The following is a 16,904-nucleotide window of genomic DNA, read 5'->3' on the forward strand; positions in this document are numbered from 1 at the left end:
ATTTTTATGTCGTTAACCAAGACTGAAACGAAATGCTTTTCCGTAATCGCTGCGGAAGATCTTCTATAGCGATGCGCTCCTGTTCCATTGTATCCCTGTCTCGTAATGTTACCGTTCGATCTTCTTTGGTTTGATGATCCACTGTAATACAATACGGTGTACCAGCTGCATCCTGACGTCTATAACGACGTCCTACGGCATCCTTTTCATCATATAGCACGTTATAATCCCATTTCAGAAGCTCGACGATTTCCTCGGCTATCTCTGGAAGTCCGTCTTTCTTTAACAATGGAAAAATGGCTGCCTTTACGGGAGCTAAAATAGATGGTATCTTCATAACCGTACGCGTATTCCCATCTTCTAAGGTTTCTTCCTGTAGGGCATTGCTTAAAACCGCCAAGAACATTCGGTCTAACCCGATGGATGTTTCCACCACATAAGGAACGTAGCTTTCCTTTAATTCCGGATCGAAGAACTGCAGTTTCTTCCCTGAATGCTCTTCATGCGCTTTTAAGTCGAAGTCGGTTCTAGAGTGAATTCCCTCCAATTCCTTGAATCCAAACGGAAAATTAAATTCAATATCAGCTGCAGCGTTTGCGTAATGCGCTAACTTTTCATGGTCGTGGAAGCGATAATTCTCTTCACCCAACCCCAAAGAAAGGTGCCATTTTAAACGTGTTTCTTTCCAGTATTCGTACCACTTCAACTCCTCGCCAGGACGCACGAAAAATTGCATTTCCATCTGCTCGAATTCGCGCATGCGGAATATGAATTGACGTGCCACAATCTCATTACGGAAGGCCTTTCCTGTCTGGGCAATCCCGAAAGGAATTTTCATACGCCCAGTCTTTTGGACATTTAGAAAATTTACGAAAATCCCCTGGGCCGTTTCTGGACGTAAGTAAAGTTGTGTAGCACTATCGGCAGAGGCACCCAATTTGGTGCCAAACATAAGATTGAACTGTCGAACATCGGTCCACTCGCGACTACCACTGATAGGATCGGCAATTTCCAACTCCTCGATCAAAGCTTTCACATCTGCTAAATCTTCTGCTTCCAAAGAGCGCGCCATTCGTTGGAGAATTTCCTTTTGTTCGGTGCGGTATCGGACTACCCGTGGATGGGTAGTCACAAACTGTTCTTCATCAAAATCATCCCCAAAGCGCTTTTTGGCCTTTGCGATTTCCTTCTGTGCCTTTTGCTCAAGCTTTTCGGCATACTCCTCAATCAACACATCGGCACGGTATCGCTTTTTAGAATCCTTATTATCAATTAACGGATCATTAAAGGCATCGACGTGGCCAGAAGCTTTCCAAGTAGTAGGATGCATCAGGATAGAGGCATCAAGGCCTACAATATTTTGATGCATATACACCATACTTCGCCACCAATACTCACGGATGTTTTTCTTCAGTTCTACTCCATTCTGACCATAATCGTATACAGCACTAAGGCCATCATAGATTTCACTGGAGCCAAAAATATACCCATACTCCTTTGCATGGGATATCACATTCTTAAAATGATCGTCGTTGTTTGCCATAGGCACAAAAATAAAAAACCGCCACAACTTAAGCTGTAGCGGTTTTGGTTTTTTTAATTAGATTTTTATCGCAACTCCATTGTAGTTGTTGCTACTTGCGTACCGCCATCGAATACATTAATTATATAACGGCCTTCAATTAAATTATTTTCGGTTGCATCCACAAAAACACATACGTCCAATTCTTCATTTTCATAGAATACCGTTGTTTTCTTACTATAACTTAAGACCCCGTTTTCAAATTCGGTGGCCTCTTTCACACCCAATAGATTATTCTTCGGATTGATAACCTGTACGTAGATATCGCGATCGCCAGCTTTAGCAATTGGATTTGGTGCCAAGGTGAAGCAAGCGCGTAATTTATCGGCTCTGCTAGCCCGGCGCGTATCTACCACCTTTCCGCTGTTTCGAACAATTACTGCATCACCTTTTAAATCGATTGCATTTACAATAGATCCCTTTTTAATGGTTTCCGCCATTTCGGTATTTTGTTCGTTTACAGAGTCGACCACTTTACGTGTTTCCGTTAATACGGTAGTAGTACTATCACGCTCTATTGCTAAGCGCTCATTAACTGCTATTAAGCTATCCGCTCGTTTAAAAAGCATTTTTCGCTCTTCCTTCAAGCGCCCAATTTCTGCTCTATACCGATCTATCAATGCTGCATTTGCTTTTGCATCCTTTACCGAGTCTAATAACACCTCGATTCGTTCTCGCGCAGCCAAAAGATCTTTGTCTTTTAACTCGTTTTCTTGAATTACTTCATCATAATTTGCAATGAGCTCCTCGAGTTCATTTTCAATAGTTTCTTTCTGCTGCTCTAGGTTGCTTACCGTATCCTTACTATCGTTATACAGGGTTACGGTGTATACTGCTAAGGCAATTAACAATACCGATAACACCCCAATCAGGACCTTAAACTTTGTGCCGTTATTTTCCTCGCTCATAGTTGTTTAGGATAAATTGTTTTGAATATGCTAAATTAGTAAGTCGGTGAATAGCTTTTGTTTACAAAATGGTAAAAGTTTTTAAAAAATGTTAAATATACTATTTCCCAAGATATGCATAGGATGTTCCGAGCTGTTGGTGGGTAGGGAAGAAACCCTTTGCGCTAGCTGCCGAAATGCGTTATCATTAAGCTGTCACCATCGGCGCGATGATGAAGCCTTTAAACGTATCTTCTACGGAAGAATTCCATTACAAAATGCTACCGCATTGCTTCAGTTTCAAAAAAAAGGACTCACACAGCTCTTGCTTCATAAGTTGAAATATAAAAATCAAGAAAAGCTAAGTGCATTCTTTGGCGCCTGGCTAGGAGCCGAACTTTCAGAAATACCATCGTACCAAAATATCGATATGGTTATTCCTGTTCCCCTTCACAAAAAGCGGCTTCGTAAGCGTGGCTACAATCAAGTCACTGGGTTTGGAAAAGAAATTGCCAAAGCGCTACACACATCTTATCGAGATGACATTTTAGTAAAGAAGCGAAAAAACAACTCGCAGGTTTTCAAAAAGCGAAGTATGCGTTTTCAAGCAACACCCGTATTTTCTGTTGTTAACATATCTGAATTAGAGGACAAACATATATTGCTGGTAGACGATATTGTTACCACCGGAGCCACCTTGGAGAACTGCGCCCAACAATTGTTGCTATCGCCTACCACCCAACTTAGTGTAGCCACCATGGCCATTGCGTAGAAAGATTCTTTATTTTTGTCGGCATGAAGTTTCGTTTCCTATATACGATTGTCGGCCTATTATTAGTACTGTCCTTTGGTCGCTGTGCCAAAAGGGGAACTCCTACAGGAGGGATTCGCGACTCCATTCCCCCGATCATCGTTCGGAGTAATCCTGATAACTACACTACCAATTTCGATGCAGAGGAAGTTCGTATTACTTTCGACGAATTCATTAAACTTAAGAACCTTCAGCAAAATTTGATTATTTCTCCTCCGATGGAGAATTCACCTGAAATAACACCACTTACCACATCAAAATCGATTCGTATTCGATTTTTGGATACCCTGCGCGAAAATACCACCTACAGTATTAATTTTGGGGAAAGCATTGTAGATAACAATGAGGAAAATCCTTTTGAATATTATAAGTATGTATTTTCCACTGGAGACTATATTGATAGCTTAAAACTATCTGGAAAGGTTCGGGACGCACTCTTACCAAATCCTGAGATACCCGTTACCGTCATGCTTTACGAAAGGAATCAAGCTTTCAACGACTCAACGATTTTTAATGAAAAGCCTACTTACATCACCACCACTACCGATAGTTTGGGATCTTTTGAACTTACCAATTTAAAAGAAGGCGATTATTTGCTTTTAGCATTGAAAGAACAAAATAGTGACTATATCTTTCAACCGAAATCTGACAAAATCGCATTTGTTGAAGAAACCGTTACCTTACCTACAGATAGCAGCTATACACTTCAATTATTTAAGGAAATTCCAGACTACAAGGCTACCACTCCACGGCATCTGACCAAAAATCATATTGTGTTCGGATTCGAAAATTCGCAGCAAGCCACTTCACTTGAAGTTCTGAGTGAAGTTCCCGATACCTTCACCGCTGCTTCGTATTGGGATCGCGAAAAGGACACGCTTCATTATTGGTTTACTCCAGAAATCACAAAGGATTCGCTGGTATTCCTAGCATCCAATAATGAACAAACAGACACCTTAGTAACCCGAATTCGTGAATTGTTTAGCGATTCCCTAAAAATTGATGCCTTAAATGCTGGGCTAATGGTCCCAAAAGACACCTTTCGTTTACAGGCAAACACACCCATTACGGCAATAGATAATAGTAAAATTCAAATTTTAGTAAGCGATAGCATTCCTGTAAATACGTCTTCTCGAATCGATAACCAGTATAATATCATTGAAATAGCTTTTCGGAAAGAGTATGAAAAACAGTATAATGTAACTATTTTGCCTGAAGCTTTTACCGACTTCTTCGGCAAGTCGAACGACACACTCACCTATAAGATTCGCACACAAGCTGTTTCCGAATATGGAACGCTTACCCTGAACCTTACCAACACACAATCGTTTCCGCTACTCGTGCAATTGGTAAATTCGAAATTTAAGGTAGTTGCAGAAAAATATAGAGAAGAGAACACCCCCATACTTTTTGAAAATATTTCCCCTGGAAATTATTACGTCCGCCTTATCTACGACACCAACCAAAACAAACGATGGGATGCCGGCCGTTTCTTAAGCCGGACACAGCCAGAAAAAGTAGTATACTATCCTACGGTATTGGAAATTCGTGCGAATTGGAGTTTAAATGAAACGTTTAATCTAAATGAAAAGCGTCTCGGTCCTGTAGAAACCGCAACTGATCCCGAAGAGTAGCGATATGCTGCTTTTGAAGGGTGACAGTTTCGATGAATTCGCCTTCCCAATTTTTGGATATTCGTTCGCCTAACACATCGTACACCGCCGAATGACCTACATATTCATGGTCGTTTCCATCCTTACCAACACGATTTACTCCGATGCAGTAACTCATATTCTCGATGGCTCTAGCTTTCAACAGTGCATCCCAAGCGACCACACGCTTTGCTGGCCAATTAGCAACATAGAGCAATAGGTCGTAATCGTCCGTGTTTCGTGCCCACACCGGAAACCGAAGGTCATAGCAAACCAAAGGACAAATCTTCCACCCTTTATAATTGACTATTACACGTTTTTCGCCTGCACTATAGACCTTATGTTCACCCGCCAATGTGAAGGTGTGTTTTTTGTCATATGTTGAAAAAGATCCATCTGGAAACACAAAATAGAGCCTATTATAAAAATTTCCATCATCTTCAACAATTACACTTCCCGTTACCGCACAGTTAAATTCCTTCGCCTGTTGTTGCATCCACTTCATACTGGGTCCTTCTGTCGGTTCTGCCAATGCTTCTGCATGCATGGAAAACCCAGTTGGAAACATTTCCGGCAGTATGATAAGGTCGGTCTGCTCCTGAAGAGATGCTAGCGCCTTTGAAAACATCGTACGGTTTGCTTCAGGATTTTCCCAATGCAATTCTTTTTGAAGTAAGGTAACCGAAAGCTTTTCAGACATACAATCGTATCATTTTTTGGATTCGAGCAGCGACACAATATTTGAGAACCCCCTCATTTTCGCATGATCTGCAGCTGTGTTACCGCTATCGTCCGCTATGGAAGCATTTGCATGATGTTTTAACAACAAAGAGATGATATCCTCTTTGCCGAAGGTGGCCGCAAAAATTAGTGCAGTACTACCATTAAAATTTGTCTTATCAGGATTTGCGCCATGCTTCAATAATAGCGAGGCAAGGCCTTCGTGCCCCTTGAAAGAAACGCCCATCAAGGCGGTATTCCCAGAGGCATCTTGCGCATCGATATCCTGTGGATATTGAATGATGATTTCTGAAAGCCTTTCAAAGCCAAAATAACTGGCTAGCAATAAGGGCGTGAAACCTCTTTCATCGGTTTCCGATGCCAACGAAGGATTTTCGTCTAAAAGGCTGGTAACTTGCTTTTCATCGTTTTCACGAATGGCCGCAAAAAGTTCTTTTTTCATGTTTTAAAAGTAAGAAACTATCGGTAGAAAAAGGCCTCTTTTATCGTTCATTTAAGAATCCTATCGCTATATTTCTCGAAGAATAGCCGCTGCTTTTTTCAGGGTCTTTTCTTCTTTGGCGAAGCAAATACGCAATTGATTAAAATCCTGTTGGTTTTTGTTGAAGACCGAAGTAGGAATTGTCGCGATATTGAACTCTTTCGTAAGTCGTTCTGCAAATTCGGTATCCTTTTCTTCTGTGATGTCGCTATAGTTCAACAATTGAAAGTACGTTCCTTCGGAAGGTGTAAAGGAAAACCTTGATCCTTTAAGTTCCTGTAAGAAAAAATCACGTTTTTGTTGATAGAGTTTTGGCAATTCCTCGTAGTGTGAAGGTTGCTGCAAATAGGTCGCCAACGCCTTTTGAATAGGATGATTCACCGAAAACACATTAAACTGATGTACTTTTCGGAACTCTTCCATTAACGGCTTTGGCGCTAGGCAATATCCCATTTTCCAACCGGTATTATGAAAGGTCTTCCCAAACGAGGCAGTAATGAACGTACGTTTCGATAAGGCTTCAAAACGCGCCGCACTGTAATGCTGTCTGCCATCGAAGACGATGTGTTCGTAGACCTCATCGCTAAGGATTAGCAGATCGTGCTTTTCAGCTAGAGCTTCCAACTGTTTCATGTCTTCTTCCGACCAAACCGCCCCTGAAGGATTGTGAGGCGTATTTATAATTATCATTTTGGTTTTGGAATTAATGCTGTCTTCAACCTTGTTCCAATCAGGTCGATAGGCAGGTGGTTGCAGCTGAATGGGTTTCGGAATGCCGCCGAACAACGTTATGGTTGGCTCATAACAATCGTAAGCAGGTGCAAATAAAATCACCTCATCGCCCTTCTGTATCGAGGCAGCCAGGGCGGTAAAAATAGCTTGGGTTGCCCCTGCCGTTACCGTTATTTCATGGCCTGGATCATATCTTTTCTCATGAAGGGTATTCGTTTTATCTGAAATAGCCTGGCGAAGGCCTTTATCGCCCGGCATGGGTGCATACTGATTATGGCCAGCTTTCATTTGGTCTGCCACCAACTGGATTAATTCGGCGTCGCTTTCAAAGTCGGGAAACCCTTGCGATAAATTCAGCGCTCCGGTTTCGTGCGCCATTTTGCTCATAACGCTGAAAATACTATCGGTACTATTTGGAAGTTTGCTTTGTATCATAGCATGTCAATATAAAAAAAGCAATGCAGTTTTTAAAAAGTATAAAATAAGCTGAAATTCAGTATATTAGTATATTATTGCTCCCCCCAAATCTGACGGACGATGAAACTGTTAGCGTTTTTCATCCCTTTATTGGTATTTCTCCAATTCAAAGGAGCACAACCAGAAGCTACTGGCGGCAATGCAAATGTTTCCCTTCCCCAGGATTCTTATACAGAAGAATCCTTTCAGCGTTTAATTGATTCTTCCCGCACCCTACAGTTATCCGGCTCGTTTCAGGAGGCCTTAGATCTAGATGTCCTGATTTTGGATGAAGCGCTAGCAAGCCAAAATCCGTTATGGATTCATAAAGGATATCGTCGTATCGCCCATGATTATCTAGCGAACGATAATTTTGAACAGGCTCGTGAAGTCTTGGACAAATCGATGAAATATGCCAAACTTGCCAACAACACTTCGGCTAAAGGCTATGCTTGGCTAGATTATGGAAATTTCTTCATGCTAAAAGGCGCTTTAGAAAAAGGATTACAGAACACTGAAACGGCATTGCGGTTATTTGAAACAATAGAGGACTCGACCGCTCAGGCACAAGCACATGTAGCATTATTATCGATTGCTTCGGAGAAAGACAATCTTAACGATATGTATTTCCATCTCTTTCGCGCAAAACGGCTACATGAAAACGCTGCACCCGATGCACTGAAGGTTACATTAGATCAAAAGGCAGCAGATTATTATTATCGCCGTGGCGATTTGGAATCTTCTTTTAGCTATATGAAACTGGCTATCGAAACTGCCGAACAATTAGGTTTTTCAACATTGCTTCAACCGCTGTACGATACATACGGAAATAGGCTCTACGAAGCAGGCAGATTTCAGCAAGCTTATGATATTCTCCGGCAACATGAAAGACTGAAAGACAAACTATTCGAGCAGCAACGTCAGAAAATTAATCCCAACTTTTCAAATGAATTTCAATTAGCGGAATATAAGGAAGATATCGAAGCTGCCGAAACCCGAAGCAGATTACAGGCCGAAATTGTAGAGAATAAAAGTCGCCTTAATAATTTTCTATTTATGGTTTCCGGTTGCTTTTTGATCCTGCTGATCTTTTTATTGGTCTTGGTCAGGAATCGTAAGCGACTTATCCGCGAGTTAAAATTGCGAAACGCCAAATACCTTATAGCGAAGGAGCGTTCCGAAAAATTAGCAAAAACGAAGAGCAATTTCTTTTCAACAGTAAGTCACGAACTTCGAACCCCTTTATATGGAGTGATCGGGTTGAGCAGCATTCTCTTAGAAGACAAGAACCTTCAACAAGAGCATAAAGAAGATTTGGAATCCTTAAAGTTTTCTGCCGATTATCTATTGGCCTTGATAAACGATGTGCTTCAGATAAATAAAATAGATTCCAACAATGTTGAAGATGAGGATACCGTATTTGTACTACGAAACTTAATTCATTCTATCGCATCTTCCTTCGAATATATGCGACAGCAAAACAGGAACCTGTTTCACTTTCATATTGATGAAAGCATTCCTGCCCAGTTAAAGGGAAATGCCGTACGACTTTCACAAATTCTGATGAATCTTATCGGAAATGCCTGCAAGTTCACCGAAAAAGGTGATATCTACATCACAGTAGAAGTTTTGCGCCTTCAAGATGAAACTGTCGATCTTCAATTTTCGATTAAAGACACTGGTATCGGAATTTCAAAAGACAAACATCAGCATATTTTTGAGGAATTTTCTCAAGTTGATTCGCACAAATACACCTATCAAGGAACAGGCCTCGGATTACCAATTACACGAAAATTACTCTATCTATCGGGCTCGGAATTGAAACTAGAAAGTGAGCTTGGGAAAGGTGCAACGTTTTCATTCGATTTGACTTATGCAATAGTTTCGGAGGAGGAAATGAAGGCACATCATACTGAGATAGATGTTAGCAGCTTACGCGGAAAAACAGTATTAGTGGTGGAAGACAATAGAATTAACCAGACTGTTACCCGCAAACTACTTGAAAAATACGAAATGCAATGCCGGTTTGCCGAAAATGGCCGTGAAGCAGTAGCGCGTATGCAACAGCATTCCTATGATATTGTTTTAATGGATATCAATATGCCTGTAATGAACGGTATTGAAGCCACGAAGGAAATTCGGAAATTCGACACCACTACCCCTATCATTGCATTAACTGCAGTTGAAGTTGCCGAAATGCGAAAGGATATTTACGATAGTGGCATGGAAGATATTATCGTGAAGCCTTATGATCCTAAAAAATTTGTTCAAAAAATATTAAATCACCTTCGGAAAAACCCGAGTTCTATCCCTGAATCTTCTACTTCGGAAGAATAAACTAGTCACCATTTTGAATTCTGTAAAATTTAGGTTACCCTATTGTTTCGGGGAAGTTTCTTATTTTTGATACTTATTTTATACCATGCAACTATCGCAGATTGAACGTGTCGAAACAATCGACAAAAAAACATTTCTACAAGAGTATTTCAAGCCTCAAAAACCTGTCATCATCGAACGCTTTATCGAAGATTGGCCCGCCTATGAAAAATGGGATTTGGAATATATGCGAAAGATGGCTGGCGACAAGACAGTTCCGCTATACGACGATAGGCCGGTTACCCACGAGGAAGGCTTTAATCAGCCGCATGCCGAGATGAAAATGACGGAGTATATCGATCTGCTTCAGAAAGAGCCGACACGGTATCGTATTTTTCTTTGGAACGTATTAAAAGAAGTCCCAGAGCTTCAGAATGACTATAATTGGCCCGACTTTGGATTGAAACTTTTAAAAGGACTACCGATGTTGTTTTTCGGAGGCGAGGATAGTTATACCTTTATGCATTACGATATCGATTTGGCCAATATTTTTCACTTTCACTTTCATGGAAAGAAAAGGGTTATTCTATTTGACCAAAAGCAGAACGATTACCTCTATAAAATCCCGCACTCCTTAATCGTCCGTGAGGATATTGATTTCAACGATCCCGATTATGATAAATGGCCTGCCCTAAAGAAAGCCAAGGGGTTTGTGGGTGAATTGGAGCATGGCCAAGTATTATACATGCCGGAAGGCTATTGGCACTATATGCGTTACCTAACGCCAGGATTTTCCATGAGTCTTCGCGCTATACCTAGAAATCCAAAAAACCTAGCAAAAGCCGTTTACAATATAGTAGTAATGCGTCATTACGACAATCTTATGCGAAGGCTTCGCGGTCAGGAGTGGATCGACCAAAAGAATGAACGGGCTATTCGGCGCACACATAAGAAACTTGACCTCTTAACATAGACTTAATGTTAAATCTACATTAACAAAACACTGTTAATCAGTTAATTGTAGGTTTAATGTTACCTTAATGTTATGTAATTCTTTCGTGAATGTAAATTTTGTGTTATCTTTGGGGTGTACCCAATAAAAAGAAGATGATTATGAAAGCATTATTTATGGTAGCCGCATTGATATTTTCTGTATCAACCGTAATGGCTCAAGAAATTAAAGACACCTATGAGGTAAAGGGCGATGTTATTGAAGCAACTCTTTATCATGATAACGGAGTAGTAGCGCAAACAGGCTTCTACACAAAGGAAAACAAACTGCACGGCGAATGGATTAGTTATGACAATGAAGGAAATAAGACGGCCGTTGCTCAGTATGACAATGGAAAGAAAGTTGGCACTTGGATGTTTTACCAAGGAGAAACCAAAAAAGAAGTTACGTATAGCGATTCTAAAATCGCCGAGGTTACAACATGGAAAGTAAGCGATACGCGTGTTGTAAGTAATAAATAAGCTTTCTACCCAATAGAAAAAAACCCCGCGATTTCTCGCGGGGTTTTTTAGTGGCTTATATTCAAATAAATTAGTTATTCGTCCAACCTGCTCCCCAAGTAGCATAGTCAGTTCCAGTACCATTGCCGATTCCTGAAAGGAAGTCAGCTTGGTCGAAAGTATAACCAGTATCGTTTTTCACCAATACATCAACACTGTTGAAAGTTACATCAACTGCCTGAAGCACACCATCAAGAACACCTTGTCCTGTTGGGTTATCTCCTGTATCACCGTCTAGATCGAAACCTTCATTGAACGTATTGATTACAACGTTGCTGAAGATACCCTGAGTACCTGCACGTAGACGAATTGCTTCACTATCGGAAGCAGTTCCAGCATCACCAACGATTGTTACGTTCGTTACGTTAGGAGCAGAGAAGTATCCACCTTCATTAGAGAAATCAGTGTTGTACCCATCACATTCGAATGCTTTGTCATGGCTTGATCTGTGTTCGATATAAATATCAGTCAAGTTACCAGTATATCCTTCAGTCCAGTCGATTGAGTCATCTTCTGAACCTATAACCGATAAGTGGCTAGCGTTTACCGTTCCACCGAAGAATTCGAAACCATCATCAGAACCGATAAACACTTGTACATAATCGATTTCAGTCTCGTCACCTACAGCATAAAGTGATACACCGTTCAATTCTGAGTTCCCATCGATTGCACCACCTGCGTATTCAACACGAACATATTGCAGGCTTCCTGAATCATCGGACGGGTTGTTTCCACCGTATGAAAGACCTCCAACCTCAGTTGTAGAAGTATCTTCAGAACCATCCTCAGTTGAGTTGATTGGAGCATTTCCACAAATAATTAAACCTCCCCAGTCTCCAGTTCCAGGAGTAGATGCATTAGAGGTAAAAACAATAGGGTTGCTAGCATTTCCGTTGGCTACGATTCGAGCACCTTGTTGGATAGCGATATACGCATTAACCCCTACTGGCTGAGCCGCAACACGTGTTCCTGGAGCTACATTTAAAGTAGTACCTTCCGCCATAAGAACTGGACCTGTAACGATATAGTTTACACCAGCTTCTAAGTTTAGGCTTTCGGTATACACACCGCTCAAGAATACGTCTCCATCGCCGTCTCCACCGTTACCACCACTGTTGTTATTGGTAGTGTTAACACTATTATCTGTAATAATAATGTCTGCGGTGTCATCGCTTTCACATGCTGTGAAAAGCAAGGCACAAAGGCCTATAGTAAATAAAAATTTGGTTTTCATCATTTTTAAAGTTTAGAGTAAGTAATAAGCTTTTTTTGTTATAGTTTATATTTAAGGGTTAATCCTATGTTGATACCACGTTGGAACTCCAACAATGTCACATCGCCATCGGCGTTTACCAATCCGTAAGGCTCTAACAGTGGGCTTTCTTCCGCACCGGTATTTTCACGAATAAGGGTAACGTCTGGATTCAGGATATTTTTTACGCTAAGGTTAGCTTCAAAGTGCTCACCGATTTCATTTCGAAGAATGAAGTTTAAGGAAGGCACCGCTTTTTCAACGATATTACCCAAATCGCCGCTTCCTAAAGCATAAATACGATCAGAGAAATAAGAAACAGTAGCGGTTGCTTTCGGCTTGTAGCTTCCAAAAGTTGGACTAAAGTTTACATCTGCATTTGCGATAAATTCTGAAGCTCCTTGAAGTTCAGATTCGGTTCGGTCGCCAAAAGAAGTACCAAAGGTGAATCCATCTGCAGTTGAGATTGTCTTAAGATCCTGATTGGTGTTGTTATAGGCGAAGTTACCTCCAATAGAGAACAATGGGTTATCGTCTGCGTCCATCACAATATTCTTACGGAATTCTAATTCCGCTCCAAATACTTCAGCTTGATCTCCCGTTCGGAAAAAACGTTGTGTTCCCGTAGCATCTGTTGCTACTACTCGGTTAACCGGATCCTTAATAGTCTTCGCAAAAACACCAACCGCAATTAGTTCACTCGAACTTGGGAACCACTCATATTTAAGGTCAACATTTAGAATTTCAGAATAGGCAACCCCGGTTCCATCGGCTTTCCCCAACAAGTCTGGGTTACCGCCCACACGCTGTGTTACGCCTTCATACACGAAGTTTGCAACTTCCTTAAATTCTGGATAGGATGCTGTCTGACTTCCTGCCAAACGAATATTCATATCATCGTTAATTCCATACTTAATACTCAAGCTTGGAAACAATAGATTTTCCTGAACACTACGGAATCCTGTATCGGTTGGTACGGGGTTAATAACGTCATACACCACTTCCTGCGTCCAGTTTTCAAGTCGAAGCCCCGGCACGAAAAGGAATTTACCAACCGCAATATCTGCAGTTACCAATCCAGCATGAATGTCTAAGTTTCCTGTATAAGTATTCTCATATGGTTGCGGACGGTTGGTTAAAGGAATATATTGATCCAATCCTAGTGGCTGTCTTGCCACCTGAAGATTCCAAAGACCCGAACCATTAGGGATATTGATATTGGTTACGTCAAAGAAATCGTTTAGGTTATTCGGGTTGGTAACAGGATTTGCTTCCTTATCCAGGATTTCGTACCCATATCGCCAGTTGTTGAAGCGACGTTCTTTGGTTCTACCATTATATCCGAAGGTAAGATTTACCGCTTCAGAAATCTTATAGTTTAAGTTTAGATAGCTATTTAATTCATCGTCTTCAATACTCTGGAAATAGCGTTGATTATCGAAGGCTATGTTATCGTAGAAGATAGCATTTGTGTTAGGGTCGTCGTCTAAAAAGAATTGGTAGTTTTCAAGAGAAATACGTTTTCTGTCTGGTTCGTCGGCAAAAACTTTATTGAAGCCTACACCCCAATCCAATAGCCATTTATCATCTTCAAACTTGTGGGTACCATTCAATTGGTTTACAAAAATCATATCTTGGTTGAACTGAACGTTCATTTGGTAAAAACCACCATCAACACCTTCACCACTAAATCCGTCACGGTTGAAGCCTAATCCTTCATTTCCGTAATATCCAACTTGATCTGTTGAAGTATTGGAGAACAATGATGTGAACTTCAGCTTATGACCATCCTTATGGTTATAGATAATAGATCCTAGTGCCGACGTATTTGTGTCGTAATTGTACCAATCTACATTATTGAAACGAAGCTTTACGTCGTTGGTGAAGTCTACCGCTGGTCCTTCAAGAAATTCGTATCCATTTCCGAAGATAGCCGTTCCAAAGAAACTCAAGCGTTGGTTATCGTCGATATTAAAAGAGTAACCTCCTTCGATACTTCCATTGAAACCAACATTTCCTTCGGCTTTTTGAGGATCAACCCCATGCGATAAGATAACAGCAAAGGGATCGTTATCATATCGATTATAAAATCCGAAGTAACTTGGTCCTTCACTTCTTACGAAATCCTCTCCGATAGCATTTGTATTGAATCCGGAGTTGACAGAAACCGCAAAATATCCCGGACCATTATATTCCTTTGAAGTAATGTTTACATTTCCTGCGCTAAAATCGCCATAGAAATAACTATTGTAAGCTTTACTTACCGACACGTTTTCAATTACCTCACTAGGAAAAAGATCCAAATTGATGTTCTTCTTATTAACATCGTTAGAGGGAAGTGACAATCCATTCATAGTGGTATTCTGATAGCGATCGCCCAGACCTCGCACAAATACGTCGCTGCTTCCTTGTTGCTGCGATATCCCTGAAATTTGGGCAACAGCGGCAGCGGCATCGTCAACTCCTTTTCGCGATAACTCTTCGGCACCGATACTTTGAATAATAGTGGTCGCTTTCTTTTGCTCTAACAAGAGTGCTACTTCACTATCTCGTTTTGTCGTAGTTGTAATAACAACCTCATCCAGTGCAGCAGCGCTTGCTCCCAATGGGACATTCACGGTTGTAACCTTATTTGGTTCCACCGTTACATTATCAATCTCTGTAGTTTCATATCCAACGAAGCTAAACACCAGCGTATAGGTTCCAGGAGCGACGTTTTGAAGTTCATACAAACCATCAAAATCGGAAGTGGTACCTTTGGAAGTACCTTTTATTAAAACATTGGCAAATGGCAGTGGCTCATCGCCGCCTACATCTTTATCTGTAAGCTTTCCGACAATTGAACCTGTATCTTGAGCAGATAATACTGCTGTAAAACCGATGAAGAATAATATAAGTAGTTTTTTCATTTCCTTGTTAGAATTTCTTGGCGCAAAGAAACCGCCACTATGTAAACACCGTGTTAATTGCAGATTAAAGATTTGTCATAGTAAGGTTACCGAAATGTTAACACCCCGCCAATGCTGAAAACTTGGCTAAGAATGGTCAAAAATGCTATCTTGCAACGTAAATTTTTTAAGCTATGATGCAATGGGAACAGCTATTATCCTTGAAACGGATGGGCGATACCAAAAAACGCTTGCGAAGCGAGCAGGATGAAACAAGGCTAGGCTTCGAGGTAGATTACGATCGAATTATTTTCTCTGCACCGTTCCGAAGCCTACAGGATAAAACTCAGGTAATTCCATTGTCCAAAACATCATTTGTACACACACGCCTTACCCATAGCTTAGAAGTTTCTGTTGTGGGACGATCGCTCGGGCGGCAGGTTGGAAAAGCATTAGTTCAAAAACACCCTCACCTTCAATCTACCTACGGATATCGCTTCAATGATTTCGGTGCTATAGTTGCTGCGGCAGCATTGGCACATGATATTGGTAATCCACCTTTTGGTCATAGTGGTGAAAAAGCTATTGGCGATTATTTCAAGAACGGAAAGGGACAACGGTTTAAAGAGCAATTCTCTGATAAGGAATATGAAGATCTTGTATCGTTTGAAGGAAATGCGAACGGGTTTCGAATACTCACACAATCGAAACATGGGGTAACGGGCGGGCTTCGATTGTCGTATGCCACTCTTGGGGCATTTATGAAATATCCGAAGGAATCGCTTCCCAAGAAACCTTCCGCACATATTGCAGATAAAAAGTTTGGACTCTTTCAAAACGATGTTTTCTTTTTCCAGGAGGTTGCAACAGAACTCGGATTGCCTTCAAGAGGATCAAACGGGCAAGTTGCCTACGCAAGACATCCTTTAACGTATTTAGTTGAAGCCGCCGACGATATATGCTATACCATTATCGATTTTGAAGATGGTATCAATTTGGGATTGATTGAAGAAGATGTAGCCTTGGAGTATTTGCTTCAGCTGGTGAAAAACAAGTTAAAAACAGACACTTATAATAAGCTTAGCAGGACTTCCGATCGATTGGCGTATCTCCGATCATTGGCTATTAACACGTTAATCGCGGAAGCAGCACAAATTTTCATCCAATATGAAAAGGACATTTTAAATGGCATTTTCGCTACTGCCCTATTAGAAAAATCCAATTTTAAGGCACAGATCGACGACATTATAAAGATTAGTATTGAAAAAGTGTATCAGAGCACTGAAGTCGTAGACAAGGAAATTGTGGGGTACCGTATTTTATCGACCCTTCTAGATGCTTACACCTTGGCATCGGAACATCGTTGGCATGGTAATGAAAGTCATTATGACCGCTTGTTGCTAAAAGCTTTTCCCGAAATTGACAACCAAGCAACTACGTTATATGAAACGATAATGGAATGTTGCCAGTTCGTTTCACGATTGACTGATGGAAAAGTGCTACAATTGTATCGAAAAATACAAGGATCGCTTTAAAGCACGCTGATTTTAAAGGTTTTGCCTTTATTAATAGTATATGCCTTCAAAATTTAGTA

General features: G+C 40.8%; 13 protein-coding genes. 6 read left to right on the top strand and 7 right to left on the bottom strand.

Annotated features, from left to right (window positions below):
• Positions 1–4 precede the first annotated feature (4 nt).
• Both I4Q58_RS05305 and I4Q58_RS05310 read right to left on the bottom strand, forming a co-directional pair.
• A complete protein-coding gene (locus tag I4Q58_RS05305; RefSeq protein WP_203294570.1) occupies positions 5–1,543 on the bottom strand; it encodes a glycine--tRNA ligase in 1,539 nt (512 codons plus the stop codon).
• A gap of 65 nt (positions 1,544–1,608) precedes the next feature.
• Positions 1,609–2,490 (bottom strand): coiled-coil domain-containing protein, encoded by an 882-nt coding sequence (locus tag I4Q58_RS05310; RefSeq protein ID WP_203294573.1) that lies wholly within the window; start codon positions 2,488–2,490, stop codon positions 1,609–1,611.
• Between the two features lie 88 nt (positions 2,491–2,578).
• On the opposite strand from I4Q58_RS05310, the gene I4Q58_RS05315 reads away from it, so the two are divergent.
• Together I4Q58_RS05315 and I4Q58_RS05320 are read left to right on the top strand one after the other, a co-directional pair.
• Positions 2,579–3,241 (top strand): ComF family protein, encoded by a 663-nt coding sequence (locus I4Q58_RS05315; protein WP_203294575.1) that lies wholly within the window; start codon positions 2,579–2,581, stop codon positions 3,239–3,241.
• 23 nt (positions 3,242–3,264) lie between these two features.
• Positions 3,265–4,914: an Ig-like domain-containing protein gene (locus tag I4Q58_RS05320; protein WP_203294578.1), complete on the top strand. Its 1,650-nt coding sequence runs from the start codon at positions 3,265–3,267 to the stop codon at positions 4,912–4,914.
• Here the strand turns inward: I4Q58_RS05320 and I4Q58_RS05325 are convergent.
• The 3 genes from I4Q58_RS05325 to I4Q58_RS05335 all read right to left on the bottom strand — a co-directional run bounded on the left by I4Q58_RS05325 (position 4,856) and on the right by I4Q58_RS05335 (position 7,321).
• Positions 4,856–5,632, bottom strand: a complete 777-nt coding sequence (locus I4Q58_RS05325) for an amidohydrolase (RefSeq protein ID WP_203294580.1) — start codon at positions 5,630–5,632, stop codon at positions 4,856–4,858. The two genes, I4Q58_RS05320 and I4Q58_RS05325, sit on opposite strands and share 59 nt — an antisense overlap.
• Positions 5,633–5,641: 9 nt before the next feature.
• Complete coding sequence (locus I4Q58_RS05330; protein WP_203294582.1) at positions 5,642–6,115, bottom strand: ankyrin repeat domain-containing protein; 474 nt, start codon at positions 6,113–6,115, stop codon at positions 5,642–5,644.
• A gap of 66 nt (positions 6,116–6,181) precedes the next feature.
• On the bottom strand, positions 6,182–7,321 hold the full coding sequence (locus I4Q58_RS05335) for a methionine aminotransferase (protein ID WP_203294585.1): 1,140 nt from the start codon (positions 7,319–7,321) through the stop codon (positions 6,182–6,184).
• Positions 7,322–7,423: 102 nt separating this feature from the next.
• On the opposite strand from I4Q58_RS05335, the gene I4Q58_RS05340 reads away from it, so the two are divergent.
• The 3 genes from I4Q58_RS05340 to I4Q58_RS05350 all read left to right on the top strand — a co-directional run bounded on the left by I4Q58_RS05340 (position 7,424) and on the right by I4Q58_RS05350 (position 11,131).
• Positions 7,424–9,679: a response regulator gene (locus tag I4Q58_RS05340; RefSeq protein ID WP_203294587.1), complete on the top strand. Its 2,256-nt coding sequence runs from the start codon at positions 7,424–7,426 to the stop codon at positions 9,677–9,679.
• Between the two features lie 85 nt (positions 9,680–9,764).
• On the top strand, positions 9,765–10,631 hold the full coding sequence (locus tag I4Q58_RS05345) for a cupin-like domain-containing protein (protein ID WP_203294589.1): 867 nt from the start codon (positions 9,765–9,767) through the stop codon (positions 10,629–10,631).
• Positions 10,632–10,771: 140 nt separating this feature from the next.
• Positions 10,772–11,131, top strand: a complete 360-nt coding sequence (locus I4Q58_RS05350) for a toxin-antitoxin system YwqK family antitoxin (RefSeq protein ID WP_203294591.1) — start codon at positions 10,772–10,774, stop codon at positions 11,129–11,131.
• A 70-nt stretch (positions 11,132–11,201) separates the two neighbouring features.
• Here I4Q58_RS05350 and I4Q58_RS05355 read toward each other — a convergent pair whose 3' ends face one another.
• Positions 11,202–12,407: a multidrug transporter gene (locus I4Q58_RS05355; protein WP_317194049.1), complete on the bottom strand. Its 1,206-nt coding sequence runs from the start codon at positions 12,405–12,407 to the stop codon at positions 11,202–11,204.
• Positions 12,408–12,442: 35 nt separating this feature from the next.
• Positions 12,443–15,331, bottom strand: coding sequence for a TonB-dependent receptor (locus I4Q58_RS05360; protein ID WP_203294593.1), 2,889 nt, complete (start codon positions 15,329–15,331; stop codon positions 12,443–12,445).
• A gap of 176 nt (positions 15,332–15,507) precedes the next feature.
• Here I4Q58_RS05360 and I4Q58_RS05365 point away from each other — a divergent pair, with 176 nt between their 5' ends.
• Positions 15,508–16,845, top strand: a complete 1,338-nt coding sequence (locus tag I4Q58_RS05365) for a deoxyguanosinetriphosphate triphosphohydrolase (protein WP_203295553.1) — start codon at positions 15,508–15,510, stop codon at positions 16,843–16,845.
• Positions 16,846–16,904: the final 59 nt, after the last annotated feature.

Origin of the sequence: Luteirhabdus pelagi, assembly GCF_016827595.1 — a bacterium.
In the GTDB taxonomy this organism is placed as follows: domain Bacteria; phylum Bacteroidota; class Bacteroidia; order Flavobacteriales; family Flavobacteriaceae; genus Luteirhabdus; species Luteirhabdus pelagi.

Coding starts and splice junctions, on each gene's coding strand:
- I4Q58_RS05305 (WP_203294570.1), bottom strand. CDS start 1,543: ATGGCAAACAACGACGATCATTTTAAGAATGTGATATCCCATGCAAAG.
- I4Q58_RS05310 (WP_203294573.1), bottom strand. CDS start 2,490: ATGAGCGAGGAAAATAACGGCACAAAGTTTAAGGTCCTGATTGGGGTG.
- I4Q58_RS05315 (WP_203294575.1), top strand. CDS start 2,579: ATGTTAAATATACTATTTCCCAAGATATGCATAGGATGTTCCGAGCTG.
- I4Q58_RS05320 (WP_203294578.1), top strand. CDS start 3,265: ATGAAGTTTCGTTTCCTATATACGATTGTCGGCCTATTATTAGTACTG.
- I4Q58_RS05325 (WP_203294580.1), bottom strand. CDS start 5,632: ATGTCTGAAAAGCTTTCGGTTACCTTACTTCAAAAAGAATTGCATTGG.
- I4Q58_RS05330 (WP_203294582.1), bottom strand. CDS start 6,115: ATGAAAAAAGAACTTTTTGCGGCCATTCGTGAAAACGATGAAAAGCAA.
- I4Q58_RS05335 (WP_203294585.1), bottom strand. CDS start 7,321: ATGATACAAAGCAAACTTCCAAATAGTACCGATAGTATTTTCAGCGTT.
- I4Q58_RS05340 (WP_203294587.1), top strand. CDS start 7,424: ATGAAACTGTTAGCGTTTTTCATCCCTTTATTGGTATTTCTCCAATTC.
- I4Q58_RS05345 (WP_203294589.1), top strand. CDS start 9,765: ATGCAACTATCGCAGATTGAACGTGTCGAAACAATCGACAAAAAAACA.
- I4Q58_RS05350 (WP_203294591.1), top strand. CDS start 10,772: ATGAAAGCATTATTTATGGTAGCCGCATTGATATTTTCTGTATCAACC.
- I4Q58_RS05355 (WP_317194049.1), bottom strand. CDS start 12,407: ATGATGAAAACCAAATTTTTATTTACTATAGGCCTTTGTGCCTTGCTT.
- I4Q58_RS05360 (WP_203294593.1), bottom strand. CDS start 15,331: ATGAAAAAACTACTTATATTATTCTTCATCGGTTTTACAGCAGTATTA.
- I4Q58_RS05365 (WP_203295553.1), top strand. CDS start 15,508: ATGCAATGGGAACAGCTATTATCCTTGAAACGGATGGGCGATACCAAA.